At 45.8% G+C, this 23,657-nt stretch carries 19 protein-coding genes; 15 read left to right on the top strand and 4 right to left on the bottom strand.

All coding sequences use genetic code 11. The annotated features are described in order from the left end of the window. Positions 1-257 precede the first annotated feature (257 nt). From NST94_RS24200 to NST94_RS24180, 5 genes are all read left to right on the top strand, one after another. Positions 258-1,922, top strand: a complete 1,665-nt coding sequence (locus NST94_RS24200; protein ID WP_076303283.1) for an extracellular solute-binding protein — start codon at positions 258-260, stop codon at positions 1,920-1,922. A 183-nt stretch (positions 1,923-2,105) separates the two neighbouring features. Continuing rightward, on the top strand, positions 2,106-3,011 hold the full coding sequence (locus NST94_RS24195; RefSeq protein ID WP_036679607.1) for an ABC transporter permease subunit: 906 nt from the start codon (positions 2,106-2,108) through the stop codon (positions 3,009-3,011). A 19-nt stretch (positions 3,012-3,030) separates the two neighbouring features. Next, the gene (locus tag NST94_RS24190) at positions 3,031-3,918 is read left to right on the top strand and encodes a carbohydrate ABC transporter permease (RefSeq protein WP_038573097.1); all 888 of its coding nucleotides are present in this window, start codon (positions 3,031-3,033) and stop codon (positions 3,916-3,918) included. Positions 3,919-4,001: 83 nt separating this feature from the next. Next, positions 4,002-5,765 carry a histidine kinase gene (locus tag NST94_RS24185; RefSeq protein WP_076186373.1) on the top strand — a complete coding sequence of 588 codons (1,764 nt, stop codon included), beginning with the start codon at positions 4,002-4,004 and terminating at the stop codon, positions 5,763-5,765. Next, positions 5,752-7,404 (top strand): response regulator, encoded by a 1,653-nt coding sequence (locus NST94_RS24180; RefSeq protein ID WP_339281379.1) that lies wholly within the window; start codon positions 5,752-5,754, stop codon positions 7,402-7,404. The genes NST94_RS24185 and NST94_RS24180 overlap by 14 nt, the downstream gene beginning before the upstream one ends. Positions 7,405-7,482: 78 nt before the next feature. On the opposite strand, the gene NST94_RS24175 is transcribed toward NST94_RS24180, so the two are convergent. Next, on the bottom strand, positions 7,483-8,310 hold the full coding sequence (locus NST94_RS24175) for a TerC family protein (RefSeq protein ID WP_036679597.1): 828 nt from the start codon (positions 8,308-8,310) through the stop codon (positions 7,483-7,485). A 662-nt stretch (positions 8,311-8,972) separates the two neighbouring features. Between NST94_RS24175 and nifB the strand changes: the two genes are divergently transcribed. The 10 genes from nifB (at position 8,973) to NST94_RS24125 (ending at position 19,990) form a co-directional block, all read left to right on the top strand. Then, on the top strand, positions 8,973-10,349 hold the full coding sequence (gene nifB / locus NST94_RS24170; RefSeq protein ID WP_339281378.1) for a nitrogenase cofactor biosynthesis protein NifB: 1,377 nt from the start codon (positions 8,973-8,975) through the stop codon (positions 10,347-10,349). A 3-nt stretch (positions 10,350-10,352) separates the two neighbouring features. Further along, the gene (gene nifH, locus NST94_RS24165; RefSeq protein ID WP_235219430.1) at positions 10,353-11,222 is read left to right on the top strand and encodes a nitrogenase iron protein; all 870 of its coding nucleotides are present in this window, start codon (positions 10,353-10,355) and stop codon (positions 11,220-11,222) included. Between the two features lie 75 nt (positions 11,223-11,297). After that, complete coding sequence (gene nifD, locus NST94_RS24160; protein ID WP_076129186.1) at positions 11,298-12,761, top strand: nitrogenase molybdenum-iron protein alpha chain; 1,464 nt, start codon at positions 11,298-11,300, stop codon at positions 12,759-12,761. Continuing rightward, positions 12,758-14,299, top strand: a complete 1,542-nt coding sequence (nifK, locus tag NST94_RS24155) for a nitrogenase molybdenum-iron protein subunit beta (RefSeq protein ID WP_339281377.1) — start codon at positions 12,758-12,760, stop codon at positions 14,297-14,299. Before nifD ends, nifK begins: the two co-directional genes overlap by 4 nt. Positions 14,300-14,460: 161 nt before the next feature. Then, positions 14,461-15,825 carry a nitrogenase iron-molybdenum cofactor biosynthesis protein NifE gene (gene nifE / locus NST94_RS24150; RefSeq protein ID WP_076194618.1) on the top strand — a complete coding sequence of 455 codons (1,365 nt, stop codon included), beginning with the start codon at positions 14,461-14,463 and terminating at the stop codon, positions 15,823-15,825. After that, positions 15,815-17,152, top strand: coding sequence for a nitrogenase iron-molybdenum cofactor biosynthesis protein NifN (gene nifN, locus NST94_RS24145; RefSeq protein WP_076218881.1), 1,338 nt, complete (start codon positions 15,815-15,817; stop codon positions 17,150-17,152). The genes nifE and nifN overlap by 11 nt, the downstream gene beginning before the upstream one ends. Beyond that, positions 17,118-17,522 carry a NifB/NifX family molybdenum-iron cluster-binding protein gene (locus NST94_RS24140; protein ID WP_339281376.1) on the top strand — a complete coding sequence of 135 codons (405 nt, stop codon included), beginning with the start codon at positions 17,118-17,120 and terminating at the stop codon, positions 17,520-17,522. The genes nifN and NST94_RS24140 overlap by 35 nt, the downstream gene beginning before the upstream one ends. Beyond that, positions 17,506-18,072 (top strand): DUF269 domain-containing protein, encoded by a 567-nt coding sequence (locus tag NST94_RS24135; protein ID WP_339281375.1) that lies wholly within the window; start codon positions 17,506-17,508, stop codon positions 18,070-18,072. Before NST94_RS24140 ends, NST94_RS24135 begins: the two co-directional genes overlap by 17 nt. Positions 18,073-18,110: 38 nt before the next feature. Further along, positions 18,111-18,863: a HesA/MoeB/ThiF family protein gene (locus NST94_RS24130; RefSeq protein ID WP_339281374.1), complete on the top strand. Its 753-nt coding sequence runs from the start codon at positions 18,111-18,113 to the stop codon at positions 18,861-18,863. Then, a complete protein-coding gene (locus NST94_RS24125) occupies positions 18,860-19,990 on the top strand; it encodes a homocysteine methyltransferase (protein ID WP_339281373.1) in 1,131 nt (376 codons plus the stop codon). Before NST94_RS24130 ends, NST94_RS24125 begins: the two co-directional genes overlap by 4 nt. Positions 19,991-20,082: 92 nt before the next feature. On the opposite strand, the gene NST94_RS24120 is transcribed toward NST94_RS24125, so the two are convergent. The 3 genes from NST94_RS24120 to NST94_RS24110 all read right to left on the bottom strand — a co-directional run bounded on the left by NST94_RS24120 (position 20,083) and on the right by NST94_RS24110 (position 23,469). Next, the gene (locus NST94_RS24120) at positions 20,083-20,973 is read right to left on the bottom strand and encodes a carbohydrate ABC transporter permease (protein ID WP_036679567.1); all 891 of its coding nucleotides are present in this window, start codon (positions 20,971-20,973) and stop codon (positions 20,083-20,085) included. A 27-nt stretch (positions 20,974-21,000) separates the two neighbouring features. Next, positions 21,001-21,885: a sugar ABC transporter permease gene (locus NST94_RS24115; protein ID WP_036679565.1), complete on the bottom strand. Its 885-nt coding sequence runs from the start codon at positions 21,883-21,885 to the stop codon at positions 21,001-21,003. A 207-nt stretch (positions 21,886-22,092) separates the two neighbouring features. Further along, entirely contained in the window at positions 22,093-23,469 is a 1,377-nt protein-coding gene (locus NST94_RS24110; protein WP_076129193.1) for an extracellular solute-binding protein, read from the bottom strand. Between the last annotated feature and the right edge of the window lie 188 nt (positions 23,470-23,657).

Below are 23,657 nucleotides of genomic sequence, written 5' to 3'. Positions count from 1 at the left end.
ACTATATAGGTAATCTTGATGGCTAAGATTCTTAAGGGATAGCATAAGGATCAGCCTCTTTTTTGTGTAATTAATTACCAATACATAGACACTTACAAACTCACAGTATTATGATAATCAGAGTGACCCTAAAGCGGAGCTTTGTTAGGCGAACATGAATAGGTAAAGAAAAGATACCGAATGTAAACGGTTCACACTCGCTGTGTTAACGCTTTCTTCTTACAATTAGGATATAGAAAATAAGGGAGGTTCAATAGATGAAAAGAAAGATTAAAGGCTTGCCTTTAATGGCATCGGCCATTGTTTTATCATTAGTTTTCGGTGGTTGCTCCAGCAATAATAGTGGAAACAGTAGTGGAAACAGTAGTAGTTCCGCAGAGGGAAACACTAGTGTGCAAACGGAAATGGAAGGCGGCCCTTTAACCAAATATGATCCGCCGATCAAACTTCGCTCCACGATGAACGAAACAGGCAAAGAGACGTTGGCGCAGGGCGATACACATTCCAATAACATCTGGACCAGAGGATACGAGGAAGAGCTTGGGATTAAAGTGTCCTATGACTGGATTGTGGCTGATGCCAACTATAACGATAAAATGAACGTTACCTTGGCGAGCGGGGATTTGCCTGATTTGTTAAAGGTGTCCACGGTGCAATTCGAGCAGCTTTATGAAGCTGGCATGTTGGAGGATTTGACCGGGGTATTTGATAAATATGCTTCGGATCTTGTCAAAGAATATTACGCAGAAGAGGACGGAGCAGGGCTAAAGCCGGTTACGAAAGATGGAAAACTGATGGCGATGGTAAGCTTCCCGGGTTCGCTGGATTCCTCTGATATGATATGGATTCGAAAAGACTGGATGGACAAGCTGAATCTGGCAGAGCCAACATCCATGCAGGATATTATTAAGATTGCAGAAGACTTTACATTTAAAGATCCAGACGGAAATGGCAAACAGGATACTTACGGCATTTCGTTGAACAAGGACTTGCCAATCAATGCGTTTCTACTCGGGTACCATGCTTACCTGGAAACTTGGATCAAAAACGCCGATGGCGAGGTTGTGAATGGTACGATTCAACCGGAGGTAAAGGCTGGACTTGCGGAGCTGCAAAGATTGTATAAGGAAGGAGTCATTGATCCAGAGTTTGGGGTAAAAGACTTTGCCAAAGCGATGGAGGATGTGAATGCTGGTAAATCCGGTATGTTATTTTTGCCGCAATGGGCCCCTTTCCAAGTAAAGGACATGATTAAAAAGGATCAAAATGTTAACTGGGTGCCTTATCCAGTACAATCTATTGATGACCAACCTGCCAAAACCCAAAACCATCTTACAATTGGTGGCGTATTCGCGGTCCGTAAGGGCTACGAACATCCGGAGGCATTGATCAAGCTGCTTAACTTCCAAGCAGAGAAAATGTTTGGGGAGTCCGCTAAAACAGAACGGGCAAAATATTTGAACGGGGACACAGGTCTGGGCTTCCAAAACGCGGTTGTATCCAACCTGCCACCGAACAAAAATGTAAAGGCACAGGATGAAGTGGAAAAAGCCCTTGAATCGGGAGATACCTCAAACATGGGCCTTGAAGCTAAATTATTCTATGATGATATTCAAAGCTACCGCGGTGGAGATCTTGATAAATGGCATATGGAACGGATCTTTGGGCCGCTTAGCTCACAATCGGTTATCAAACACTACCGCGACAATGACTTGGTGTTGATGAATGAGTTCATTTATGCCCCAACTAAAACGATGAACAGCAAAGCGGCTACCTTGGATAAACTGCGTGCAGAGACCTTTGTCAAAATCATTTACGGAAGTCTTCCTATCGATGAATTCGACAAATTCGTAGCCAACTGGAAAAAGCTCGGTGGAGATCAAATAACGAAAGAAGTAAATGATATCGTAAAAGCAAACTAGTAAAAACGACGCAGAAGAGGACTGCCCCTAGTCATGATAATGACAAACGGGCAGTTCTTTTTTTGGCTGAACAGCTATTCGGTTCGATAACCAGGTCAACAAAAGATACTTAAAGTCAATACGCTACACTATTAAGGCAATTTGGGGCTGCTCTATAATTGAGATACAAGGAGGAGAAAGCATATGCACTTTAATACTAAGCAATTTCTACGTAATATTCCGCTCCATTTAATGATTTTACCTGCCTTAATAGTGATCATTATTTTTAGTTATATTCCGATGGCTGGCCTTGTAATTGCCTTCCAGAATTTTTCCCCGATCTCAGGGTTTAAGAATATGAACTGGACAGGGCTCGAAAACTTTCGTTATTTGTTTGAGCTTCCCGGTTTTGGTCAGGTCGTATGGAATACTGTATTTATCTCCGTCATGAAAATTATTGCTGGCCTGACCGTGCCAGTTATAGCGGCTTTATTGCTTAATGAGGTTCGTGTAAACGGCTTCAAACGTTCGATTCAGACGATTATTTATATGCCGCACTTTTTCTCATGGGTTATCTTGGGCGGGATTATCGTAGATGTACTGTCTCCGAGCAGCGGGATTGTCAACATGCTTTTAAAAGCACTAGGCATGCAGCCTATTCAATTTCTAGCGGACAATAGCTGGTTCCCATACGTACTAGTGATCACAGATCAATGGAAGGAGTTTGGATTCGGGACGATCATTTATTTGGCGGCTTTAACCAGCATTGACTCCTCCCTTTATGAAGCTGCTGTAATCGATGGTGCCGGAAGATGGAAGCAGACCTGGCATATTACGCTTCCGGGCATTCGCCCGATTATGATCCTGATGCTTACACTCAGCCTTGGCAACGTCCTGAACGGGGGATTTGACCAAGTGTTCAACTTGTACAATCCGCTAGTGTATGAATCAGGTGATATTTTGGACACGATGATTTACCGAATTGGTCTACAGGATGCTCAGTACTCTGTATCGACCGCACTAGGATTGATAAAATCGGTAGTTTCCTTCGTATTTATCGGGCTGGGTTATTATCTGGCGTATCGTTTTGCTAAATATCGGATTTTTTAGAGAGAAAGGAGTGGACTAAATGCACCATACTTCAACTGCTTATCGTTGGTTTCTCCGCTGCAATTATGTATTTCTGACTTTGCTCGCGGTGCTTTGTCTTTTTCCAATCGTGAATATTCTGGCGATCTCTTTCAGCTCCAGCGCAGCTGTTAACGCGGGTAGCGTAACCTTCTGGCCTGTGGATTTCACACTTTCTTCCTATAAATATATCCTTCAGAACAACCAGTTCATTCACTCCTTCGGAACTAGTCTGCTCCGGGTAGTGCTTGGCGTATCCGTTAACTTGTTGTTTACGATTCTAGTAGCTTATCCGCTGTCTAAAGAGGCAAAGTCCTTCCGCTCACGGACCGTGTATGCCTGGATTTTTGTGTTCACGATGCTCTTCAGCGGGGGTCTGATTCCTGGCTATTTAATTGTAAAAGAAATGGGGCTGCTGGATAGCATCTGGTCGCTTGTTATACCGGGCGCGGTGCCGATCTTTAATGTTCTGCTTATGCTCAATTTCTTCAGAGGTTTGCCCAAAGAATTGGAGGAAGCCGCATGGATGGATGGCGCGGGACACTTACGCACGTTATGGAGTGTGTACCTGCCGGTATCTATGCCAAGTATTGCGACCATTACGTTGTTCGCTTTGGTAGGTCACTGGAATGCATGGTTCGATGGCATGATTTATATGAGAAGCCCGGAACATTATCCGCTGGCCACCTATTTACAATCCATACTTCAGCAGGTATCGATCCAGACCGAAAATATTACTTTTGAACAAGCTGCGTTATTAAACCAAATCTCAGACCGTACAACGCAAGCCTCCCAGATCTTCTTGTCTATCATTCCGATCCTGGCGATTTATCCGTTCCTGCAAAGATATTTTGTGCATGGACTAGTCGTGGGTAGTGTAAAGGGTTAAACTGGACTGGACCTAAAAATAAGAAGGAGCCTGAACATGGCTCCTTCTTTATTATTATTCGATAGAAGAGGGAGAACATTCCAATGAAATCATTCTCCATCGGGTGGAACCCCGATTCCATTGTGATCAAGCTGATCGGAGCTTTCCTATTGGTCATGCTTCCACTCTGCGCGCTGAGTATATCTATTACCTACTATAGCTCCAACCAAATGCAAGCTGAAGTGGAGAGGGCGAACGAATCGAAGGTTCATTTTTACTACAGCCATCTTGAATTTGAGCTGCAACGGATAACGGGCTTAGTCACGGAGTACTCTCAGGATGAAACGCTGGCTACTTTCAGTACCCGTATTCCAATTATGAGCCGGTACGAAGTGGATTCTAATCTGAACAATATATACACCAAGCTAAAACAAATCAAAGAAACCAGTCCTTATATTAGTGATGTTGTGTATTATGTACCGGAAATTAATAAGCGGGTTAGCGCTGCGGTGGGGGTTAGGGATGTAACCAACGAGGAATGGCAAAGTCTGCTGGCCACTATGGGCAATCTGAAGGGTGCTTTATCTAAATACGAAGATGACTTATATTTACTGCGTAGTAATCCTTATAACCTGGATCGCAATCTTTCACCTAATTTTTTGCTGGGAGTGAAGCTTTCCTCACCTGAGCTTGAGTTGCGTTTGAAAGAATTTGCGGTATCAGGGGGGAGCGATATTACGTTAGCCTTCGGCAATAACGATTATGTGATATCAACTTCTGACCAGAAGCCCAGGTTGTTTCCCATAGAGAAACCTCTAAATAGTGAAGAGACTGTAAGTGTGCAGCGGTATCGTTTTGATAATTCTTTTTACTATTCGCTCTACGATCACAGCAATAACTTTAGGCTGACCGCAAATATTCCCAACACGGTGCTCATGAAGCCGATTCAAGTCTACTCATTGCTGCTGTGGCTGTTGTTCGTTGTCTCGATAGTAATCATTATCTTGTTCTCTTTATGGACGTACAGGATGATTCATCGCCCGATGTCTATTCTTATCAGAGGGTTTAAGAAAGCGGAGCAGGGGCAGACGGGGATCTTTATTACTCACTCCCGCAGGGATGAGTTTGGGTATCTATATTCTCGTTTCAATGAGATGCTTAAGCATCTGAATACGTTAATCGATGAGAACTACGTGCAGCGTATCCGGACAGGGGAAGCGGAGCTTAAACATTTACAATCGCAGATCACCCCTCATTTTCTCTACAACAGTCTATTTAGCATAAAACAGATGGCTGAGGTGGAAAATGTAGAGCTGATCAAGGAATTCTCTGATTATTTAGGGCAATATTTTCGGTACATGACCCGGGATTCCGCCCAGGAGGTTACTTTGCAGCAAGAGCAGGAGCATGCTTTGGTCTATCTGGCTATACAGCGGATTCGTTTTGGAGCGAGAATTAGAGCTGAGGTAGATGAGATTGCAGCGGATTGCCGGGACATCAAAGTCCCACGGGTTCTCCTGCAGCCCATTATTGAAAATGTATTCGAGCATGGGCTTAAGCAAAAAAGCAGCAATGGCCTATTAAAAATGAGTTATGAAAAAGTTGAGCATACGCTGACTATTATAATAGAAGATAACGGTGACTCACTTAGTGAGGACAAGTTAAATCTCTTGCAGCGCCAGTTCTCCGAGCAGAATGCCATTCAGGGGGAGATCACGGGTTTATTAAATGTAAATCAGAGATTGAGGATCAAATTTGGTTCCCCTTATGGCTTGATGGCAGAGAGAAGCAGTTTGGGCGGACTTTGTGTAAGAGTCAATTTACCGCTTAAAGGGGACGTGCAGGATGCAACGAATGATGATAGTTGATGATGAGCCTAATATTTTGGATGGGCTGTACGAATTTTTTGTAAAGGCAGATTTTAAAGATTTGGAGATCATAAAGGTTCATTCAGCGGATCATGCCATAGACTGGCTTAATACCGTAAAAATAGATATTGTGCTTAGTGACATCTGTATGCCAGGTATGGATGGGATGGCGTTAATTCAGGAAATTGTCGACCGCTGGCCACGTTGTAAAGTAATTCTGCTGACAGGACATAATGAATTCGATTTTGCCCATCAGGCGATCCGAAATCCCTGTGTAGTTGACTATTTATTGAAGACAGAGGGGATGGATAAAATTCGTGCCGCTGTGGAGCTGACTTTGGAGAAAATATCTTCAGAAGAGGATTATTTCTATAAAAGCCAGTGGCTTCGCGACAAGCTCCCGCGCGCTCTGCCCCAGTTACAGCAGCAGTTATTACACGATATTCTAAGACGCACCGAACGGATAGACCGGCAGAGCTTGCAGGTTGAATTCGATGCCATTCAGCTCCCGTTCAACGCGGATGGATCCGTCCTGCCTATTATTCTGCGGATGGAGGCTTGGCGAAATTATGAAACGGCTTCAGACCGGAGTTTAATTCGTTATGCGGTAGCCAATATTGCGGAGGAGCTGCTCAGCGACAAGGTTGAAGTTAAGGCTGTGGATCTGGATCCGGGGACGATAGCTTGTTTTGTTCAGCCTAAAAGTGAAAGTGTATCCTCAATCAAGGAAGAAGAGCTCTGGTTAAAAACGCTGCGCTTCGTCCACGGAACAATGGAATCCGTTCAGCAAGCCTGTGGCAAATGTCTGCAACTATCTGTGTCTATCATCGCCAGTGATCAGGAAGTGCATTGGCATGAGCTGAACTATGCCTTGAACCGTTTACGATTAGCCATTTTTGATAGCCCCGGACTTGGGATGGAAAAGCTGCTGAGGATAAATACCAAGGAAGTGGGCCCAAGTCCAGGTTCTATGCATAATCGAAATGCAACAGCGGAACTACTGCTCGACTATTTAAAACAACGGCTGCTTGAAGGTGATCTCGATTGGGGCACATCTTTTCGCAAATGGGTGGAGCTCTCGGGGGAAGGTGGGCCGGAGGATCCTTTTTTGAGATTAAGATTAATGTCTGGGATCAGTAACACCCTGCTGCAGACTTTACAAGAGTTAGGTTTAACGGAAAAAGCACATAGCGGTATGAATTTATCACGCATGTTATATTTTAATATCAATACACACTGGTCGGATGTCATCTCTTTTTATCACACGTTTTTTGAATGGATTATCTCGAACAGAAGCGCTACCTATAAACATGATGAATCGAATATCCTGTCCATGATCCACCAATATATTAAATCCCATCTGGCTGATGATTTGTCCTTAACCCGGATTGCGCAGGAAGTCTCACTTAATCCGTCCTATCTGTCACGCTGGTATAAAAGAACGACAGGGAAGGGGATTTCTGATTATATTCTGGAGAAAAAAGTGGAGCTGAGTAAGGAGCTGCTGCTTGGAACTGCTCTAAAAATGCACGAGATCTCCGGCCAGCTCGGGTTTAGTGATCAGCACTATTTTTTTCGATTCTTCAAAAAAACCGTTGGCTGTACGCCGCAGGAATATCGAGAGCAAAAACGAGGATAAATAAAAATACCCCGAAAGACGGACACCTGTTCAGAAGGTGCATCTTTCGGGGTATGGTTTGTGGCTGTATTTTAACGATTATTTACCGAGTTGTTTGTCTACTTCTCGAACCGGATTCTCGCCAACATTCTCTTCAACCTTGTGGCTACTCATAAACCAGCCGATTACAGCGATGAGTACGAGCACAACGTAGAAGGTGGCTTTCCACCAGGTACTATGTGCGAAATCTTCGGACAGAACACCAAGTGAAGGGTGCGCCAATGTAATGACTGACAGCTTAACACCCACCCAACCTACGATAAAGAAGGCTGCAATTTCAAGTCCTGGACGGGAATGCAACAGCTTAACGAAGAAGGAAGCTGCGAAACGCATAATGACCAGACCGATAAATCCACCGGCAAAGATGACGAGGAATTGTCCGCCATCAAGGCCTCCGATTTTTGGAAGACCACTTGCAGGAAGAGCAACCGCGAGTGCAACTGCGGCTAGGATGGAATCGACCGCGAAGGCGATGTCAGCAACTTCTACCTTCAGAACAGTAAACCAAAAGCTGGATTTCTTTTTATTGACCGCACCGTCAGTGCCGCTTTCAGCAGCTTCATCTGTGACGGGCTTCTTAAACAACAGTTTTCGGAAAATATGATTACCCGCGATAAATAATAAATAAATCGCGCCGATGGCTTGTACTTGCCAGATATCGACCAGATAGGAGATGACAAATAGCGAACCGAATCGGAACACGAAGGCCCCCGCTAATCCGTAAAACAACGCTTTTTTTCTTTCCTCATCAGGAAGGTGCTTAACCATAATTGCCAATACCAATGCGTTATCTGCGGCGAGTAGTCCCTCTAGTGCTACCAGAACAAGCAATACCCAACCGTACTCTAATAATAATCCCCAATCCATTACTGTTGTCCTCCCTTTTTGAATGCAAATATCTACCAAAAGATATCTACCCTACCATTTTAACCAAATTTATATAAAAAAGACCTTTACCAAACAGATTAGCCTTTGGAATAAAGGTCTAACCTGATTGGTAAAGGTCTCGCTAACAATGTGAATTGCCAATAAAGCCGGAGAATATCCTCATATTCTCGTATTGACGACTTTATTTAACAGCTACTCCCCTTTACGGGATATATTAAATTTTTAAGATTATTCAATGTGTTCTTGCCTAAAGAGATCATATACGAGATGAAAGTCATTGTCAATAAAAGTTGCAGAAATAAATGGATTCTATCTTTTAAGATTCCTTAAAATGGCCAGAAACATGACATGATGACGGAGAATCAACAGAGATTGAATAAAATGGAAACGGAAACATGATAGATATAGGTTATATAAACTCACATTTAATATGACGAAACTGCAAACATAAGGAAAAACAGGACTTAAAAAGGGAAAACTCGATTGACGATGTAGGTTGATGAAAATATGATGAAACTAATCAAAGCAATCAAGCGAGAAAAGTGTTAACTAAAATTACATGAGTTGTTCTATCGGAGTGAGTTTTACTGCGAAGAAGTACTAGTAGTTCATGCTGCATAAAATTTTTAGGAGGTGGGGAAATGCCGCAGGCGTCATCGAGGTTATCCATTGAAGCAGAGGAGGAGCTCAGCCGCCATCCCTGCTACAGTGAGGAAGCTCATCGTTTTTTTGCTAGGATGCACATCCCGGTTGCTCCCGTCTGTAACATCCAATGTAATTACTGCAACCGAAAATTCGATTGTGTGAATGAAAGCAGGCCTGGTGTAGTTAGTGAAGTGCTAACTCCAGAGCAAGCTGAACGCAAAGTGAAAGGTGTAGCCGCACAGCTGATGCAACTGTCGGTAGTTGGGATTGCAGGTCCGGGTGATCCGCTGGCGAATCCAGAACGAACCTTTGACACGTTCGAACGAGTCAAGCGGCAGGTCCCTGATGTTACCCTTTGCCTGAGTACTAATGGATTGACCCTTTACAGGCATGTAGACGCCATACTAGCGCTAGGTATCCGTCATGTCACGATCACCATCAATGCCATTGATCCCAATGTGGGCCGTGAAATTTATCCATGGGTTGTTGACGAAGGGATCCGGTACGAAGGACAAGAAGCAGCGGAGCTGCTGATCAGCCGCCAGCTTCAAGGTTTGGAGCTACTGGCGCAGCAAGGTGTTCTTGTTAAAGTTAATTCCGTTATGATTCCAGGGGTCAATGATCATCATCTCCCTGAAGTATCGCGAACAGTTAAAGCGCTCGGGGCAACTCTGCATAATGTGACGCCTTTAATTATCGCACCGGGAAGTCAGTATGAACGGGATGGGCGCAAGGCGCCGCGTCCTAAAGAACTGCACAACCTGCAGGAAGTGCTTGGGCGCGAAGGGATGAAGGTCATGCGCCATTGTCGACAATGCCGTGCTGATGCCATTGGGCTGCTAGGTCAGGATCGTAATCAGGATTTTATATTAGAAAAGATGGATGAAAATCCAGTTATTAATGAGCAAGCTAGAGCGCTCTTTCAACGTGAACTCGATGCCAAAATCCGTCAGCGTGTCAAAGCCAAAGAGCTAAGGCAGAACTCTTTCCAGCAAGGGCAGCACACCACCAAAGTCGCTGTTGCTACACGTGGTGGGGATAAGGTCAATCAACATTTTGGCCACGCGACAGAGTTCATGGTTTATGAAACGGATGGAATAAACGTGAAACTGCTAGGTATCAGAAAGATTCAGGCCTATTGCCACGGTAAAGCGGATTGTAATGGGGATAAGAATGCCACGCTACAAGAAATTATTTCTATATTACAGGACTGTCAAATATTGCTCTGTTCTGGTATTGGCGATGTCCCTCGCGCCAGCTTAAATAAAGCCGGAGTATTGCCTCTGGTGCGTAAAGGTGAAATACAGGATGCGATTCTAGAAAGTGTGAAATTCAGCTCTTATTTTGAAAATATATCGATTTCGAAGGGATGATGAATGATGAGACAAATAGCTTTTTACGGTAAGGGCGGTATCGGTAAATCCACAACTTCGCAGAACACTTTGGCGCAGCTCGCCACTAAATTTGGTCAAAAAACAATGATCGTAGGCTGTGATCCTAAAGCGGACTCCACACGGCTGATTTTGAACACTAAAGCTCAGAATTCAGTGCTCCAATTGGCAGCAGAAAGAGGAACGGTTGAGGATTTGGAGCTTGAGGATGTAGTTCAGTTGGGATATGGCGACATTCTTAATGTGGAGTGTGGTGGACCTGAACCGGGTGTGGGTTGTGCCGGCCGCGGGATTATTACAGCTATTAATTTTTTGGAGCAGCAAGGGGCTTATGAAGGATTGGATTTTGTATCCTATGACGTACTTGGTGATGTGGTATGTGGTGGATTTGCAATGCCGATCCGTGAGAATAAAGCACAGGAAATTTATATCGTATGCTCCGGGGAAATGATGGCTATGTATGCGGCCAATAACATTGCGCGTGGAATTCTAAAGTATGCCAACAGCGGTGGCGTAAGATTGGGCGGTCTGATCTGCAACAGTCGTAATACGGACCGTGAGGATGAGCTCATTATGGAGCTGGCACGCCGTTTGAATACGCAAATGATCCATTTTGTCCCGCGGAATAATGTGGTTCAGCATGCAGAGCTGAGAAGAATGACCGTGGCCCAATATAATCCTCATCATCAGCAAGCGAGAGAATATGAGATTTTGGCAGAAAAGATCCTGAATAACAATATGATGACAATCCCGACCCCGATTTCTATGGAAGAGCTGGAGGATTTACTCATGGAATTTGGTGTGATTGAGGATGAAGAGACGGCGCTGAAAAAGCTGAAGGCATCTGGACAATAATTAGGTTCGTCCGGTGAACAGGAGTAGAGAGACGGCTGTTCACCGGATCACTCTAAGGGATGAGGAGGGTTCAGAATGGGGCTTAATATCGAAGATAACCAAAAGATGCTCGAAGAGATTCTTGAGGCTTACCCGGAAAAGGCACGGAAGGATCGTCAGAAGCATTTTGAAATCAATAATGAAGAGTTAATAAACTGTGGCAAATGCGCCATCAAATCGAATATGAAGTCCCGTCCGGGGGTTATGACCCAAAGAGGATGTGCTTATGCCGGTTCGAAAGGCGTGGTCTGGGGCCCGATCAAGGATATGGTGCATATCAGCCATGGTCCTGTAGGTTGTGGGCAATATAGCTGGGGAACAAGACGGAATTATGCCAACGGAACACTGGGCATTGATAATTTTACGGCTATGCAGGTGACGAGTGATTTTCAGGAGACAGATATTGTATTTGGCGGTGACAAGAAGCTTGAAGTCATTTGCCGTGAAATTAAAGAAATGTTCCCACTGGCTAAAGGAATTTCGATCCAATCAGAGTGTCCTGTGGGGCTAATCGGAGACGATATTGAAGCGGTGTCCAAAAAAATGTCTATCGAGCTAGGTATCCCGATCATTCCCGTTCGTTGTGAAGGGTTCCGTGGGGTTAGCCAATCCTTGGGTCATCATATTGCTAACGATGCGATCCGTGATTTTCTGATGGGGAAGAAGGAGCTTGCGGAATGTGGTCCTTACGATATTAATATTATCGGAGATTATAACATCGGTGGGGACGCTTGGGCTTCACGCATTTTACTGGAGGAAATGGGTCTGCGTGTTATTGCGCAGTGGTCTGGGGATGGAACCATCAATGAATTGGCGATCGCGCATAAGGCGAAGCTCAATTTGATTCACTGTCATCGCTCCATGAACTATATGGTAACGACGATGGAGAAAGCATATGGGATTCCTTGGCTGGAATACAACTTTTTCGGGCCGACCAAAACCGCTGAAAGCCTTCGAGCCATCGCCGCAAGGTTTGATGAGTATATTCAGGAAAACTGCGAGAAAGTCATCGCTAAATACACGCCACAAATGGAGGCGATTATCTCTAAATTCAAACCCCGGCTGGAAGGTAAAAAGGTCATGCTGCTGGTAGGCGGATTACGTGCCCGCCATACACTGGGGGCTTATGAGGATCTGGGGATGGAGGTGGTGGGCACAGGTTATGAGTTCGCTCACAAGGATGATTACGAGAAGACATTCCCTGAACTTCCGGAAGGCACTATTATCTACGATGATCCAACCGCTTACGAGCTGGAAGAGCTTGCGCAAAGACTTGATATTGATCTGATGGGCTCGGGTGTGAAGGAGAAATATGTGTATCACAAGATGGGTATTCCTTTCCGGCAAATGCACTCTTGGGATTATAGTGGTCCTTACCATGGCTATGATGGGTTTAAGATTTTTGCTAAGGACATGGACATGACCATTAACAGCCCAGTGTGGAGCTTGATTAATTCAGGGAAAACAGGATCACTCCCTAAAAAGGAGGCGGGCGTATGAAGGACAAACTGGAGATCCCAGATTACAATACATTATTTCAAACTGAACCCTATGTGAAGCAACGTGAAGGGAAAAAAGTATTCGAGGCACCCTGCAGTGAGCAAGAGACAGCAGAAGCATTAGCCTACTCGAAGTCGTCTGAATATAAGGATAAGAATTTTGCCCGCACCTCACTGGTAGTTAATCCTCATAAAGCATGCCAGCCCCTAGGAGCCTTGATGGCTGCGCTGGGATTCGAGAAAACTCTGCCGTTTATACATGGCTCTCAAGGCTGCACTGCGTATTTTCGTAGTCATTTAAGCCGTCATTTCAAGGAGCCGACCCCCGCAGTTTCTTCCTCTATGACAGAAGATGGTGCGGTGTTTGGAGGGATGAATAATCTTATTGATGGTCTTGAAAATAGTGTGGCGCTCTATAAGCCAGAGATGATAGCTGTATCCACTACATGTATGGCTGAGGTTATAGGGGATGATCTGCAGGCGTTTATATCCAATGCCCGCCAGAAGGGTGCAATTTCGAACGAAATTCCAGTGCCCTACGCCAACACTCCAAGCTTTTCCGGATCACATATTGCAGGTTACGACTCCATGTTAAAGTCTATCCTCAGTACCTTGTTCATCCGCTCTGGGATTGAAGCTACCCCTGGCAGTGGAGAGGGAACTGGAGAGAAGCTGAATGTCATTTTAGGGTTTGAGCCTTATACGGGGAATTTTGCGGAAATTCGAAAAATCCTTGCCGCGTTTGATACAGGCTACACCTTCCTTGGTGACCACAGCGGCAATTTTGATTCCCCGGCTACAGGTGAATATTCCTATTATTATGGGGGAACGAAGCTGGCGGATGTGCCGAAGGCAGCTAATGCGTTGGGAACTCTTTCACTTCAGAAATATTCTGTCAAAAAAACGTTGGAATACATCAGCGGCACATGGAAACAACAGACCGTTGCGATGTCGACTCCGCTGGGCATTCATGCCACAGATCGGCTAATAGAGTCTATCAGTGAATTAACGGGATTGCCCATTCCGCCTGAGCTTGTGGAAGAACGTGGCCGGGTAGTGGATGCTTTACTCGATAGCCACCCTTATCTGCATGGCAAACGAGTGGCTTTAGTTGGCGATCCGGATTTGCTGATCGGCCTGATTGAATTCTGTCTGGAAGTCGGTATAGAGCCTATTCATATTGTGTGCTCTAATGGGGAAAACGGATTTAAAGAAGAAGCGAAAGCTCTGCTTGCTGCCAGCCCCTACGGAGCAGAAACAACGGTTCATATCGGAAATGATTTGTGGCATATGCGCTCTCTGCTGATTGATGATCCTGTGGATCTGGCCATTGGAAGCTCTCATCTTAAATTTGCTGCCAAAGATGCCGACGTTCCTTTGATCCGTGTAGGCTTCCCTGTCTTTGACCGCCATCATCTGCATCGTTATCCGATTATCGGTTATCAAGGTGCCTTGAACTTGTTAACTACTATAGTAAATACAATCCTGCAGGGGTTGGATGAGGATTCATCTGGCTTCAACCACGATCTTGTTCGTTAGTAGGAGAACGTTAAGCCGAATCGTATACTTCCGATTCATTCCCTCGTCCTCATTTGGAGCCGAGCGTTGGGGAGCGGCCGGAAGTCCAATATTTATCGTAGTGACACTGAATAATTGAGCATTTTAAGCGTAAGGAGTATTCAGTTACGGGAGGTGGTACGATGGAGTCCATCAGAAACGATGTATTCGACGCGCAAGCTTGCGGGAGCTTAACTCCGAAATCGAAACCATGTCCACGCCCCAAGCCGGGCGAAGCGGCTGGGGGCTGCTCCTTTGACGGAGCCCAAATCACGCTGCTGCCGATCATGGATGCTGCGCATCTTGTCCATGGGCCGGCTGCTTGTGCCGGGAATAGCTGGGAAAGTAGAGGGGCTTTGTCAAGCGGGCCTTCGCTTTCACAATACGGATTCACTACAGATCTCAACGATAACGATATTATTTTTGGCGGAGAAAAGAAACTGAAAGATAGCATTGACTATATTGCCGGGCGCTTTATGCCTCCGGCAATATTTGTATATGCGACCTGTGTGACAGCATTGATTGGCGAGGATTTGGATGCGGTATGCAAGGAAGCGGCAGGCAGATTGGGGCTTCCTGTGATCCCCGTGAACAGCCCCGGATTCGTAGGCAGTAAGAATCTTGGAAATCGGCTGGCTGGTGAAGCGCTGCTACAATATGTAATTGGCACAGGTGAACCAGAGATTGAGATTCCTTTAGGTGTGAATTTGATTGGGGAGTACAATATCGCGGGTGAAATGTGGGATATCGAGAAATTAATGAAGAGTGTTGGAATTACGCTAATGTCCAGAATTACAGGGGATGCAAGATATAAGGAAATTACATGGGCACATCATGCAAAAGTGAATATGGTTGTGTGCAGCCGTGCATTGTTAGGTCTGGCAAAAGAAATGGAGGCAAGATACCACATTCCTTATTTCGAAGGCTCCTTCTATGGGGCCAAGGAGACAACTTATTCCTTACGTCAAATGGCTTATTTGCTGAATGACCGTGAGATGGAGCGGCGTGTGGATCGGTTGACGGAACGAGAGGAAAGCAGACTGATTCAGGAGCTGCGGCCCTACCGCAAGCTGCTTAAAGGAAAGAAAGCAGTTCTCTATACGGGTGGAGTAAAAAGCTGGTCGATTATTTCCGCACTGAAGGAGTTAGGCGTTCAGGTGGTAGGTGTAGGCACGAACAAAAGCACGGAAGATGATATACGGCGTATAGCGGATCGTGTTGGTGATGACACCGAATATATCCCGGAGGGCGGGGCAAGCCGAATTATCAAAACCGTCCGGGATCGTAAGGCAGATATTATGATTGCTGGCGGACGGAATATGTATGTGGCAATGAAAGAGCAAATTCCGTTTATCGATATTAATCAAGAAAGACACAAGGCCTATGCTGGTTACGAAGGTTTACTAAGGCTGGCTAAGGAGCTGACGTATTCTCTTGCTAATCCAATCTGGAAGCTGGCTGCCAGTGCCGCTCCCTGGGATAAGGAGGAACCTTCCTATGACCGTTAACAAAAGGAGTAAACCTACTTCAGTTAATCCAATCAAAATCGGTCAATCCCTTGGTTCCGTACTGGCATTTCAGGGTTGCTACAAGGCATTGCCTATTGTGCATGGCGCGCAAGGTTGTTCCGCATTTCCGAAGGCGCTGCTTACCCGGCATTTTCGCGAGCCTATAGCCGTACAGACCTCTGCTTTGCAGGAGATGGATGTAATCTTTGATGCGAATCGTAATTTAGAGGAAGCTCTAAATACCATACTCAGTAAACACCGACCAGACATTATAGGCATTATTGGGACTGAGCTGACGGATGTGGCTGGAGTGGATTATCAATCCATGCTCAAGACCTATAAAAGGGAGCGGAACATGCGGGGTGGGCTTGCTTTTTCCGTCACCTTACCTGACTTTCGTGGTTCATTGGAATCGGGGTTCAGTTCTACCGTGGAGGCGATGCTTGATGAGATGATTCAGCAGGTAGGCCATCGGGGTTCAAGGAGTGTGAATTCACGTCAGATTACCCTCTTGCCGGGATCGTTTCTGACGCCGGGTGATGTGATGGAGCTGAAAGAAATGATATCCTCCTTCGGTTTTGAGGTAATCGCTGTACCTGATATATCGACCTCTTTATCTGGGCATCTGCTGACAGGATTTTCACCGCTAACAAGAGGTGGGGTGCCTCTAGATTCGATGCTGCAAAGCTTGCATTCGGGTCTAACCCTTGCCATCGGCGGAAGTATGGAGCGTCCAGCTAGAAGACTGCATAATGCGCTGGGAACTCCCTACAAAGTATTCGAGAGTGCTATGGGGCTTAAAGCAACGGATGATATTTTGCAATTTCTGCATCAAATTAGCGGGCAGCCGGTACAGCTTCGTTATTGCTGGCAACGAGAGAATTTATTGGATAGCATGCTGGATGCTCATTTTCAATTTGCGGGAATGTCTGCACTTGTTGCGCTGGAGCCAGATCATTTGTATACCGTATCTTCTTGGCTCGAAGAGCTGGGGGTGGAGCAAAAGGCCCTGGTCACTTCCTATGAAACTCCTTTGGTGGTTGAGATGGAACGAGAGGTATGGGTCGGTGATCTGGATGATGTTGAGTTTTTGGGTAAAGGTGCAGATTTATGGATCGGTAACTCACATGGGATAAATGGAGCGGCGCGGTTAGATGCAGCATTTATGGCGGCTGGATTTCCCGTTTGGAATGAGCTTGGTGCTTATATGGCCACTTCTGTAGGGTATCGGGGAGCGATGGAGTGGACGAATAAAGCGGCGAATCTGTTAATGCGAAGGGAGGAGGAACATCGTGAAAGTAGCATTCGCTACAGAGGATGGAATTAGAGTGAATGCCCATTTTGGGCAGAGTCCGATGTTCGCAATTTATAAAGTTACCAAAGGTGGCGGGGAGCTTATAGGTCTTCGTAAACTGCCAACGATTCTCAATCAGGATGAAGCAGGCAAAATAGAGAGTCGTCTGGAGGTGGTAGAGGATTGCACGCTAATATTCATCATGCAGATTGGAGCCTCAGCAGCGGCAAGAGTCACACGTCATAAAATTATGCCGGTAAAGGTTCCACCAGGCAGTCCTATTGATGAGCAAGTGAAGCGGATTGTTGAAATGCTACAGGGCAAACCACCAATGTGGCTAGCCAAGGTATTACATGCTGAAAATGAAGCGGAAGGGGCGAGTGTAGATGGATCCCATAGCTAATGAGAGTGCTGCATTAATGGGCCGGGTTGCTCCGGAAGCATCAGCATTAAAACACCGTAGTCGAACCACGGAGAAAGAGCTGGATAAAGATATAGCAGAGATGTTCATACGGCGGTTGTGTCAATTGCTTGATACAGAAGACTTTTTTGGAAGACATGCTTCTCTTTCACCACAGAAGAAGATCGAACGATTGTTTCTCGCTTCCCCTGAAGATAAGAACAAATCTGATTTTAACTGCGCGGTTTCTCCAAAAGTCCGTTTGCAGGTTCCTCTCTTGTTTCAGGCGGTGGCGGGCGTGATCGAGGAGAAGAGTGGGGTTCTGGTTCAGAGTTCATCTGAAATAAACGGGGAAGGATTTGGGCGTGCTCTTTTATATAGTGATCGGATTATTCTTGTGTTAAAAAGCTTGAGAGCAGGTTTTCCGTTTCCTTTTACCTCTGAGGAGAAAGTAATTCGCTACGGCGTTGCTTGTGTAGAAGAAGGGTTAGCCTTTATGGATAAATTTAATGAAATGACAGCTCTTTATGGAACGGATGGTCTGGAGGGTTAGATTCCAATGATGCAGCTCAGCCACAGGGAGGGAGCAACATGGAGCAGCTTGTAGGCGGCACCGAACTGGAACGATACGCTCGCCAATTGAAGCTGCTTGGAGAAGGCGGGCAGAAAGCGCTAAAAGAAGCTACAGTGATGATTGCTGGAATTGGAGGGCTTGGAGGCACTGCCGCACTTTATTTAGCTGCTGCCGGAATCGGCAAGCTGATCTTGGCGCATGAAGGAAACATTGTGTCTCCAGATTTAAATCGACAGATTTTGATGGACAGTGATCAGTTGGGTATGGAAAGGATGAGCACAGCCATTCAGCAGCTAAAACGTCTGAATCCAAATGTTGAAATGGAAGGATTTAATTCGAAGATAGAATATAATATAGCAAAACCTTGGGTAGAACAAGCCGATATAGTGATTGATGCACGGTATGATTTTCCGGAAAGATATGCGTTGAACCGCCTATGTGTAGAAACCGGCACGCCAATGGTAGAGGCGGCGATGTATGGATTTGAGATTTCACTAACAACGGTTATACCTGGTGAAACCCCTTGCTTAGAGTGTCTTTATCCGGATGTGAATCCAGAATGGGAACCGTTTGGCTTTCCAGTATTGGGAGCAACCTCCGGAATTGCGGGTTGTCTGGCTGCGTTGGAAGCCGTAAAATGGGTTACAAGGGTAGGGACGACTTATGCGGGCGTAATGCATCGCTTCAATTCACTCGACTTCGCCTGTTACAGCGTCCATATTACCCGTAATCCGAATTGCACTTGCTGCGGAGAGGAAGGTAAACCGTGAAAAGTCTCAGGCTATGTGACACGACACTTAGGGATGGTGAACAGGCGGCTGGAGTTTCATTCACGAGGGAAGAAAAGCTGGAAATCGCAAGGTTGCTGTCGGAATGCGGAGTGGAGCAAGCAGAGGTAGGAATTCCTGCCATGGGCAAGCAAGAGCAAGAAGATATTGCGGCTATCGCTGATTTAGGTCTACCTATGAAGATGATGACTTGGAATCGGGCTTTGGAAAGTGATATCGACAAAGCTTGGGCGACGGGTGTGAACTGGAGTCATGTATCGATCCCTGTCTCGGAAATTCAATTACAAGGTAAGCTAGGTTTAACACCTGCCAAAGGTCTGACAAGATTACTGCATGCGACGGAATATGGTCAACGGCTAGGAATGACTGTGTCGGTGGGGATGGAGGACTCTTCAAGGGCAAGTATAGAGTACCTGGTTGAACTGGTAAATACATTATATAAAGAAGGCATTCGTTGGTTCCGTTATGCAGATACGGTATCTGCTCATCATCCGGGTCAAATGGCAGAGCGGGTAAGCACATTACTTAGTGCTGTTCCTGCAGATGTAGAGCTTGAGGTACACTGCCACAATGATTTTGGTCTTGCGGCTGCAAACACACTTAGCGGTATTGCCGCGGGTGCGGTCTGGGCAAGCACTACGGTAGCAGGGATTGGTGAACGTACCGGGAATGCAGCAATGGAAGAAGTAGTGATGGCTTGGCGTTATCTTTATGGCGGGGAGAGCAGCGTACGTCCGGAGTGTTTGAAGGGGCTGGCGGATAGGGTGATCACAGCCTCGGGCCGAAGTGTCGGCGATGCCAAACCAATCGTCGGATCACTCGCCTTCACACATGAATCTGGGATACATGTTGACGGTTTGTTGAAAGAAACAGCCACCTACCAGACCTTTGATCCCACAGAGGTGGGGAGAGCACATCGTTTTGTGTTAGGTAAACATTCCGGAAGTGGTGGAATCATACATGTACTGAACGCACATGGTTTAGAGGTTAGTGCTGGAACCGCGGGACGTTTGCTTGAACGGGTAAGAGACTATGCCGAAGTTAATAAAGTGAATGTGCCAGAGCTCCTCTTGGTTGAATGGCTGAGGGAGGATTGGCAACGACCGTAAGAGATATTAGTAAGAATGAATAAAGGCTGACAAGACGGGTACGAAACCTGTCTTGTCAGCCTTTTTATGTTGTTAGGATTAAGTTTATTGTGTTACCCCTTAACCGCTCCAGCGGTAATTCCCTTGGTCATCTGTTCTGTGAAGAGCAGGTAGATCAGGATGGTTGGGATAGCGATGATCGTCATAACCGCGAACTGTGCACCATAGTTGGATGAATACTCACCAGTGAATTTCATAATGGAGAAGGGAATCGTCTTAAGATCTTCCGAGGTGAGGAAGGTATTCGCCATAATGAATTCATTCCAAGTGCTGATGAAGTTGAGCACACAGATGGTTGCCAGCGCCGGTTTGGTGATGGGCAGGATGATACGGAAGATTAACCCGTAAATGCCACTGCCATCAATAACGGCGGACTCTTCAATGGCCCGTGGAATGGTCTCCAGGAACCCGGTCATAATCAGGACACTCATGGGGATGACAATGGCTGAGTAAGGCAAAATCAATGTGTACATATTGTTCAGCATCCCAAGCTTGTTAAACAGAATGAAGTTTGGCAGCAATGTGGCGTGAATCGGGATGATCATGCCTAACATGATTAGAGAGAGGACAATGCCACTTAGCTTCCATTTCATCCGGGTAAACGCATATCCCATCATCAGGGACACCAGCGCAGAGAGCATAACAGTTATCACTGTAATGATAAGACTGTTGGCGAAATAACGTGGCACACGCCCGTAGGTAAAAGCGTTTCGATAGTTCTCCCACTGGGGTGGAGAGGGCCATTTCAGAAATGAGCTTCCGAAGAACTCACCGCTCTTTAACAGGGAATAGTCGATCAACCAAATAAGCGGAAATAACTGAATCAACGCGATGATACATAGGAACACCATCATTAGGATTTTGCCGGTTGTAGGCTTTCTGCGTTCTTGTTTGTGAAGGTTTAGCTTAGGGGGTGAAGCGGCAGGCGATAAGGAATTATTCATAGGATATCCTCCGGTTACAGGGTTTCTTTAAAATTCTCCGATATCTTTCTTTAAAATCTTGTTGAGGATAACGGTTAGGATCAGGCAGAACACAATAAACAGAATCGAAATGGCATTACCATAGCCGTATAGCGATGATGAGAAGGCGGTTTTGTACAGATAGTTCCCTAGGAACTGTGTGCTATTTGCAGGGCCACCGTTGGTCATTAAGAATACGGTTTCCATTTGCTTAAGACAGGTGGTGACGGCAATGATGATGGCAACCCGCATCATCGGCGAAAGCAGCGGAATGATGATACGCGTGTAGAGGGTAAAGTTGTTGGCGCCATCGATTCTTGCGGCTTCGCTTAAATCTTCCGGAATGCCTTGCAGACCTGAATAATACAGCAGCAGTGCATACCCAAAGCCTTGCCACATAACAACAATGATGATGCACCAGATGGCTGTCTTCGGATCACCGAGCCAATCATGCGTAAGTGCGTCCAATCCAACTCCGCTTAGCAGCTTGTTGAGCAGTCCGTAGTTCGGATGGAAAATTCCGGTCCACAGCTTGGCTGTAACGACGACGGAAATTACAGCGGGGATAAAAAAGATCGTCCGGAATATTTTTTCGTATTTGCCGGAATTGGTTAGGAATATCCCCATGAGAATGGCAAAGGGATGTTGTAAAAATACAGTGGCGGCGGTCAGGAGCAGGGCATTGACCAGCGATCTCCAGAACACTTTGTCATGAAATAGAATTTCGCGGTAGTTATCAAAGCCGATGAAATTGTATTTGCCGATTCCGCCCCAATCCGTAGAACCGTAATAAGCGCTCATGAAGATAGGGATGCAGATCATAAAAGCAAATAGGAACAGTCCAGGTGCGATGAGTAAGAATATCGCTTTTTTGTCGCTTAACACTCTGTGCATGGAAATCTCCGTCCTTTTAAAGAGTAATCTATCTATTACCATCGTAACGGGAAGCCAGGCACCGGAACATGCCGTAAATTTCAGATCGGTGTATACATTTTTTCGAAAACAAAACCCCGGCCTCTGGGGGAAGCCGGGGTTTGCGCACTGCCATCTATAAGGTTACTTCAGGAGCGCTAAGGTTCATGTTTTTTGTAGTTCTCTGGTTTATTTACCAGCGAATTTATCGGATGCAGCATCCAGTGCTTTGGCGAATTCTTCAGGGGTAATCGCATCAGATAGCAGGCTTTGATGCGCCTCCATTACCTTTTGCTTGAACTCATCGTCACCCACATCCTGCAGTGGAGTACCGCTGGAAGAGGTCATGGAGCTGAACACTTCAATCAATTCTTTTTGCAGCTGGGTTTCGTTACCCGTTAGGAATTGATCGAATTGCTGCGCAGGTGTACCCGCGCCAGCTTGCCATAGCATTTTAGACCAATGCTCTGGAGCGAAGAAATATTTCAAGAAATCAACAGCGGCTTCAGCATGTTTGGAGTTTTTGCTGACTGCATATCCACCACCATACCAAGCGGCATCATCGGTTGCTTTACCTTTAGCTGAAGCTGGGAATGCGAAAGCACCTACGTTATTGCGGAATTCTTCAGAGAAGTTCTCGTCTGTTGCCAGACCCGACTCCCAAGCGCCCATAAAGAACATGGCAGCTTGCCCTTGTCCGAACAAGTTGCGTGCAGCACCGTAATCGGCAGTCAGCCAGCCATCGGCAAAACCTTTAGCATCGGCGAATTGCTGCATTTCAGTTGCAGCTGCAACCAGACTAGGATCTGTAAAGGATATTTTACGTGCAACAGCTTCATCCATTGTATTGAAATCGCCAGTCTGACGTTGGGCTACAAATTCATACCAGATAGGCAGTGTCCAAGCGTCCATACCATTCATAGCGATCGGGTTAATTTTCTTGGCACGAAGTGTTTTGACGGCGGCAAGCAAATCATCTGTTGTTTTTGGAACCTCGATGCCGTTGTCAGCAAATATTTTTTTGTTATAGTACATCACCATGTAGTCGGCACCACGCGGCAAGCCGTAAAGCTTACCGTCTTTACTGAAGCCGTCCATGGATCCGGACACAAACTGATTACCTTCGAAGTCAGCACTGTTCAGTTCAAGCAGTAGATCGTTATCCAGCAGCGGACTCAGGAAGGAGGGCTGACCCCAGGCTTGAATGATATCGGGAAGCTGATTGCTGGAGGCATACACTTTGATTTTTGATTTGTAAGGCTCATCTTGAAGCGCTTCCACTTCAATCTTGACGTTAGGGTTCTCTTTCATGTAAGCATCGATAATGTCTTGCTCTACCTTACCTGAACCATTGGCCCGATCCGCGAGCGCGGTGAAGAACTTCAGTGTGATTTTTTCGGCGGGTGTGTTTTCCCCTGCACTAGCTGTTGCTTCGGCAGTAGCTTCGGCCTTGTCATTTGTAGGTGCATTGGTAGCTTTCGCATTGTTATTTCCGCCACCGCAGCCTGCCAGCAGAGCTGGTAGCATTAGACTCATAAGTGCTAGCTTTATTCCTTTACCTTTCATCAAAAACCCACCTTTTTTATGAGATATATTTCCACGAGAACGGCTGTCATCAAACGAGGACGACAATGTCGTTTCTTCTTGCATCCCCATCTTAAGAGTTTATGACCGATAGAAACATGGTCCATATTTAAGAACTATGTAGGCATTTTTCAGTGATTGTAAAAAGCTGGTTCAGGGTTTAATGATTT

The sequence above is a fragment of the Paenibacillus sp. FSL H8-0282 genome (assembly GCF_037963825.1).
Lineage (GTDB): Bacteria > Bacillota > Bacilli > Paenibacillales > Paenibacillaceae > Paenibacillus_AQ > Paenibacillus_AQ odorifer.
This window is presented reverse-complemented; position numbering and strand designations above follow the sequence as displayed.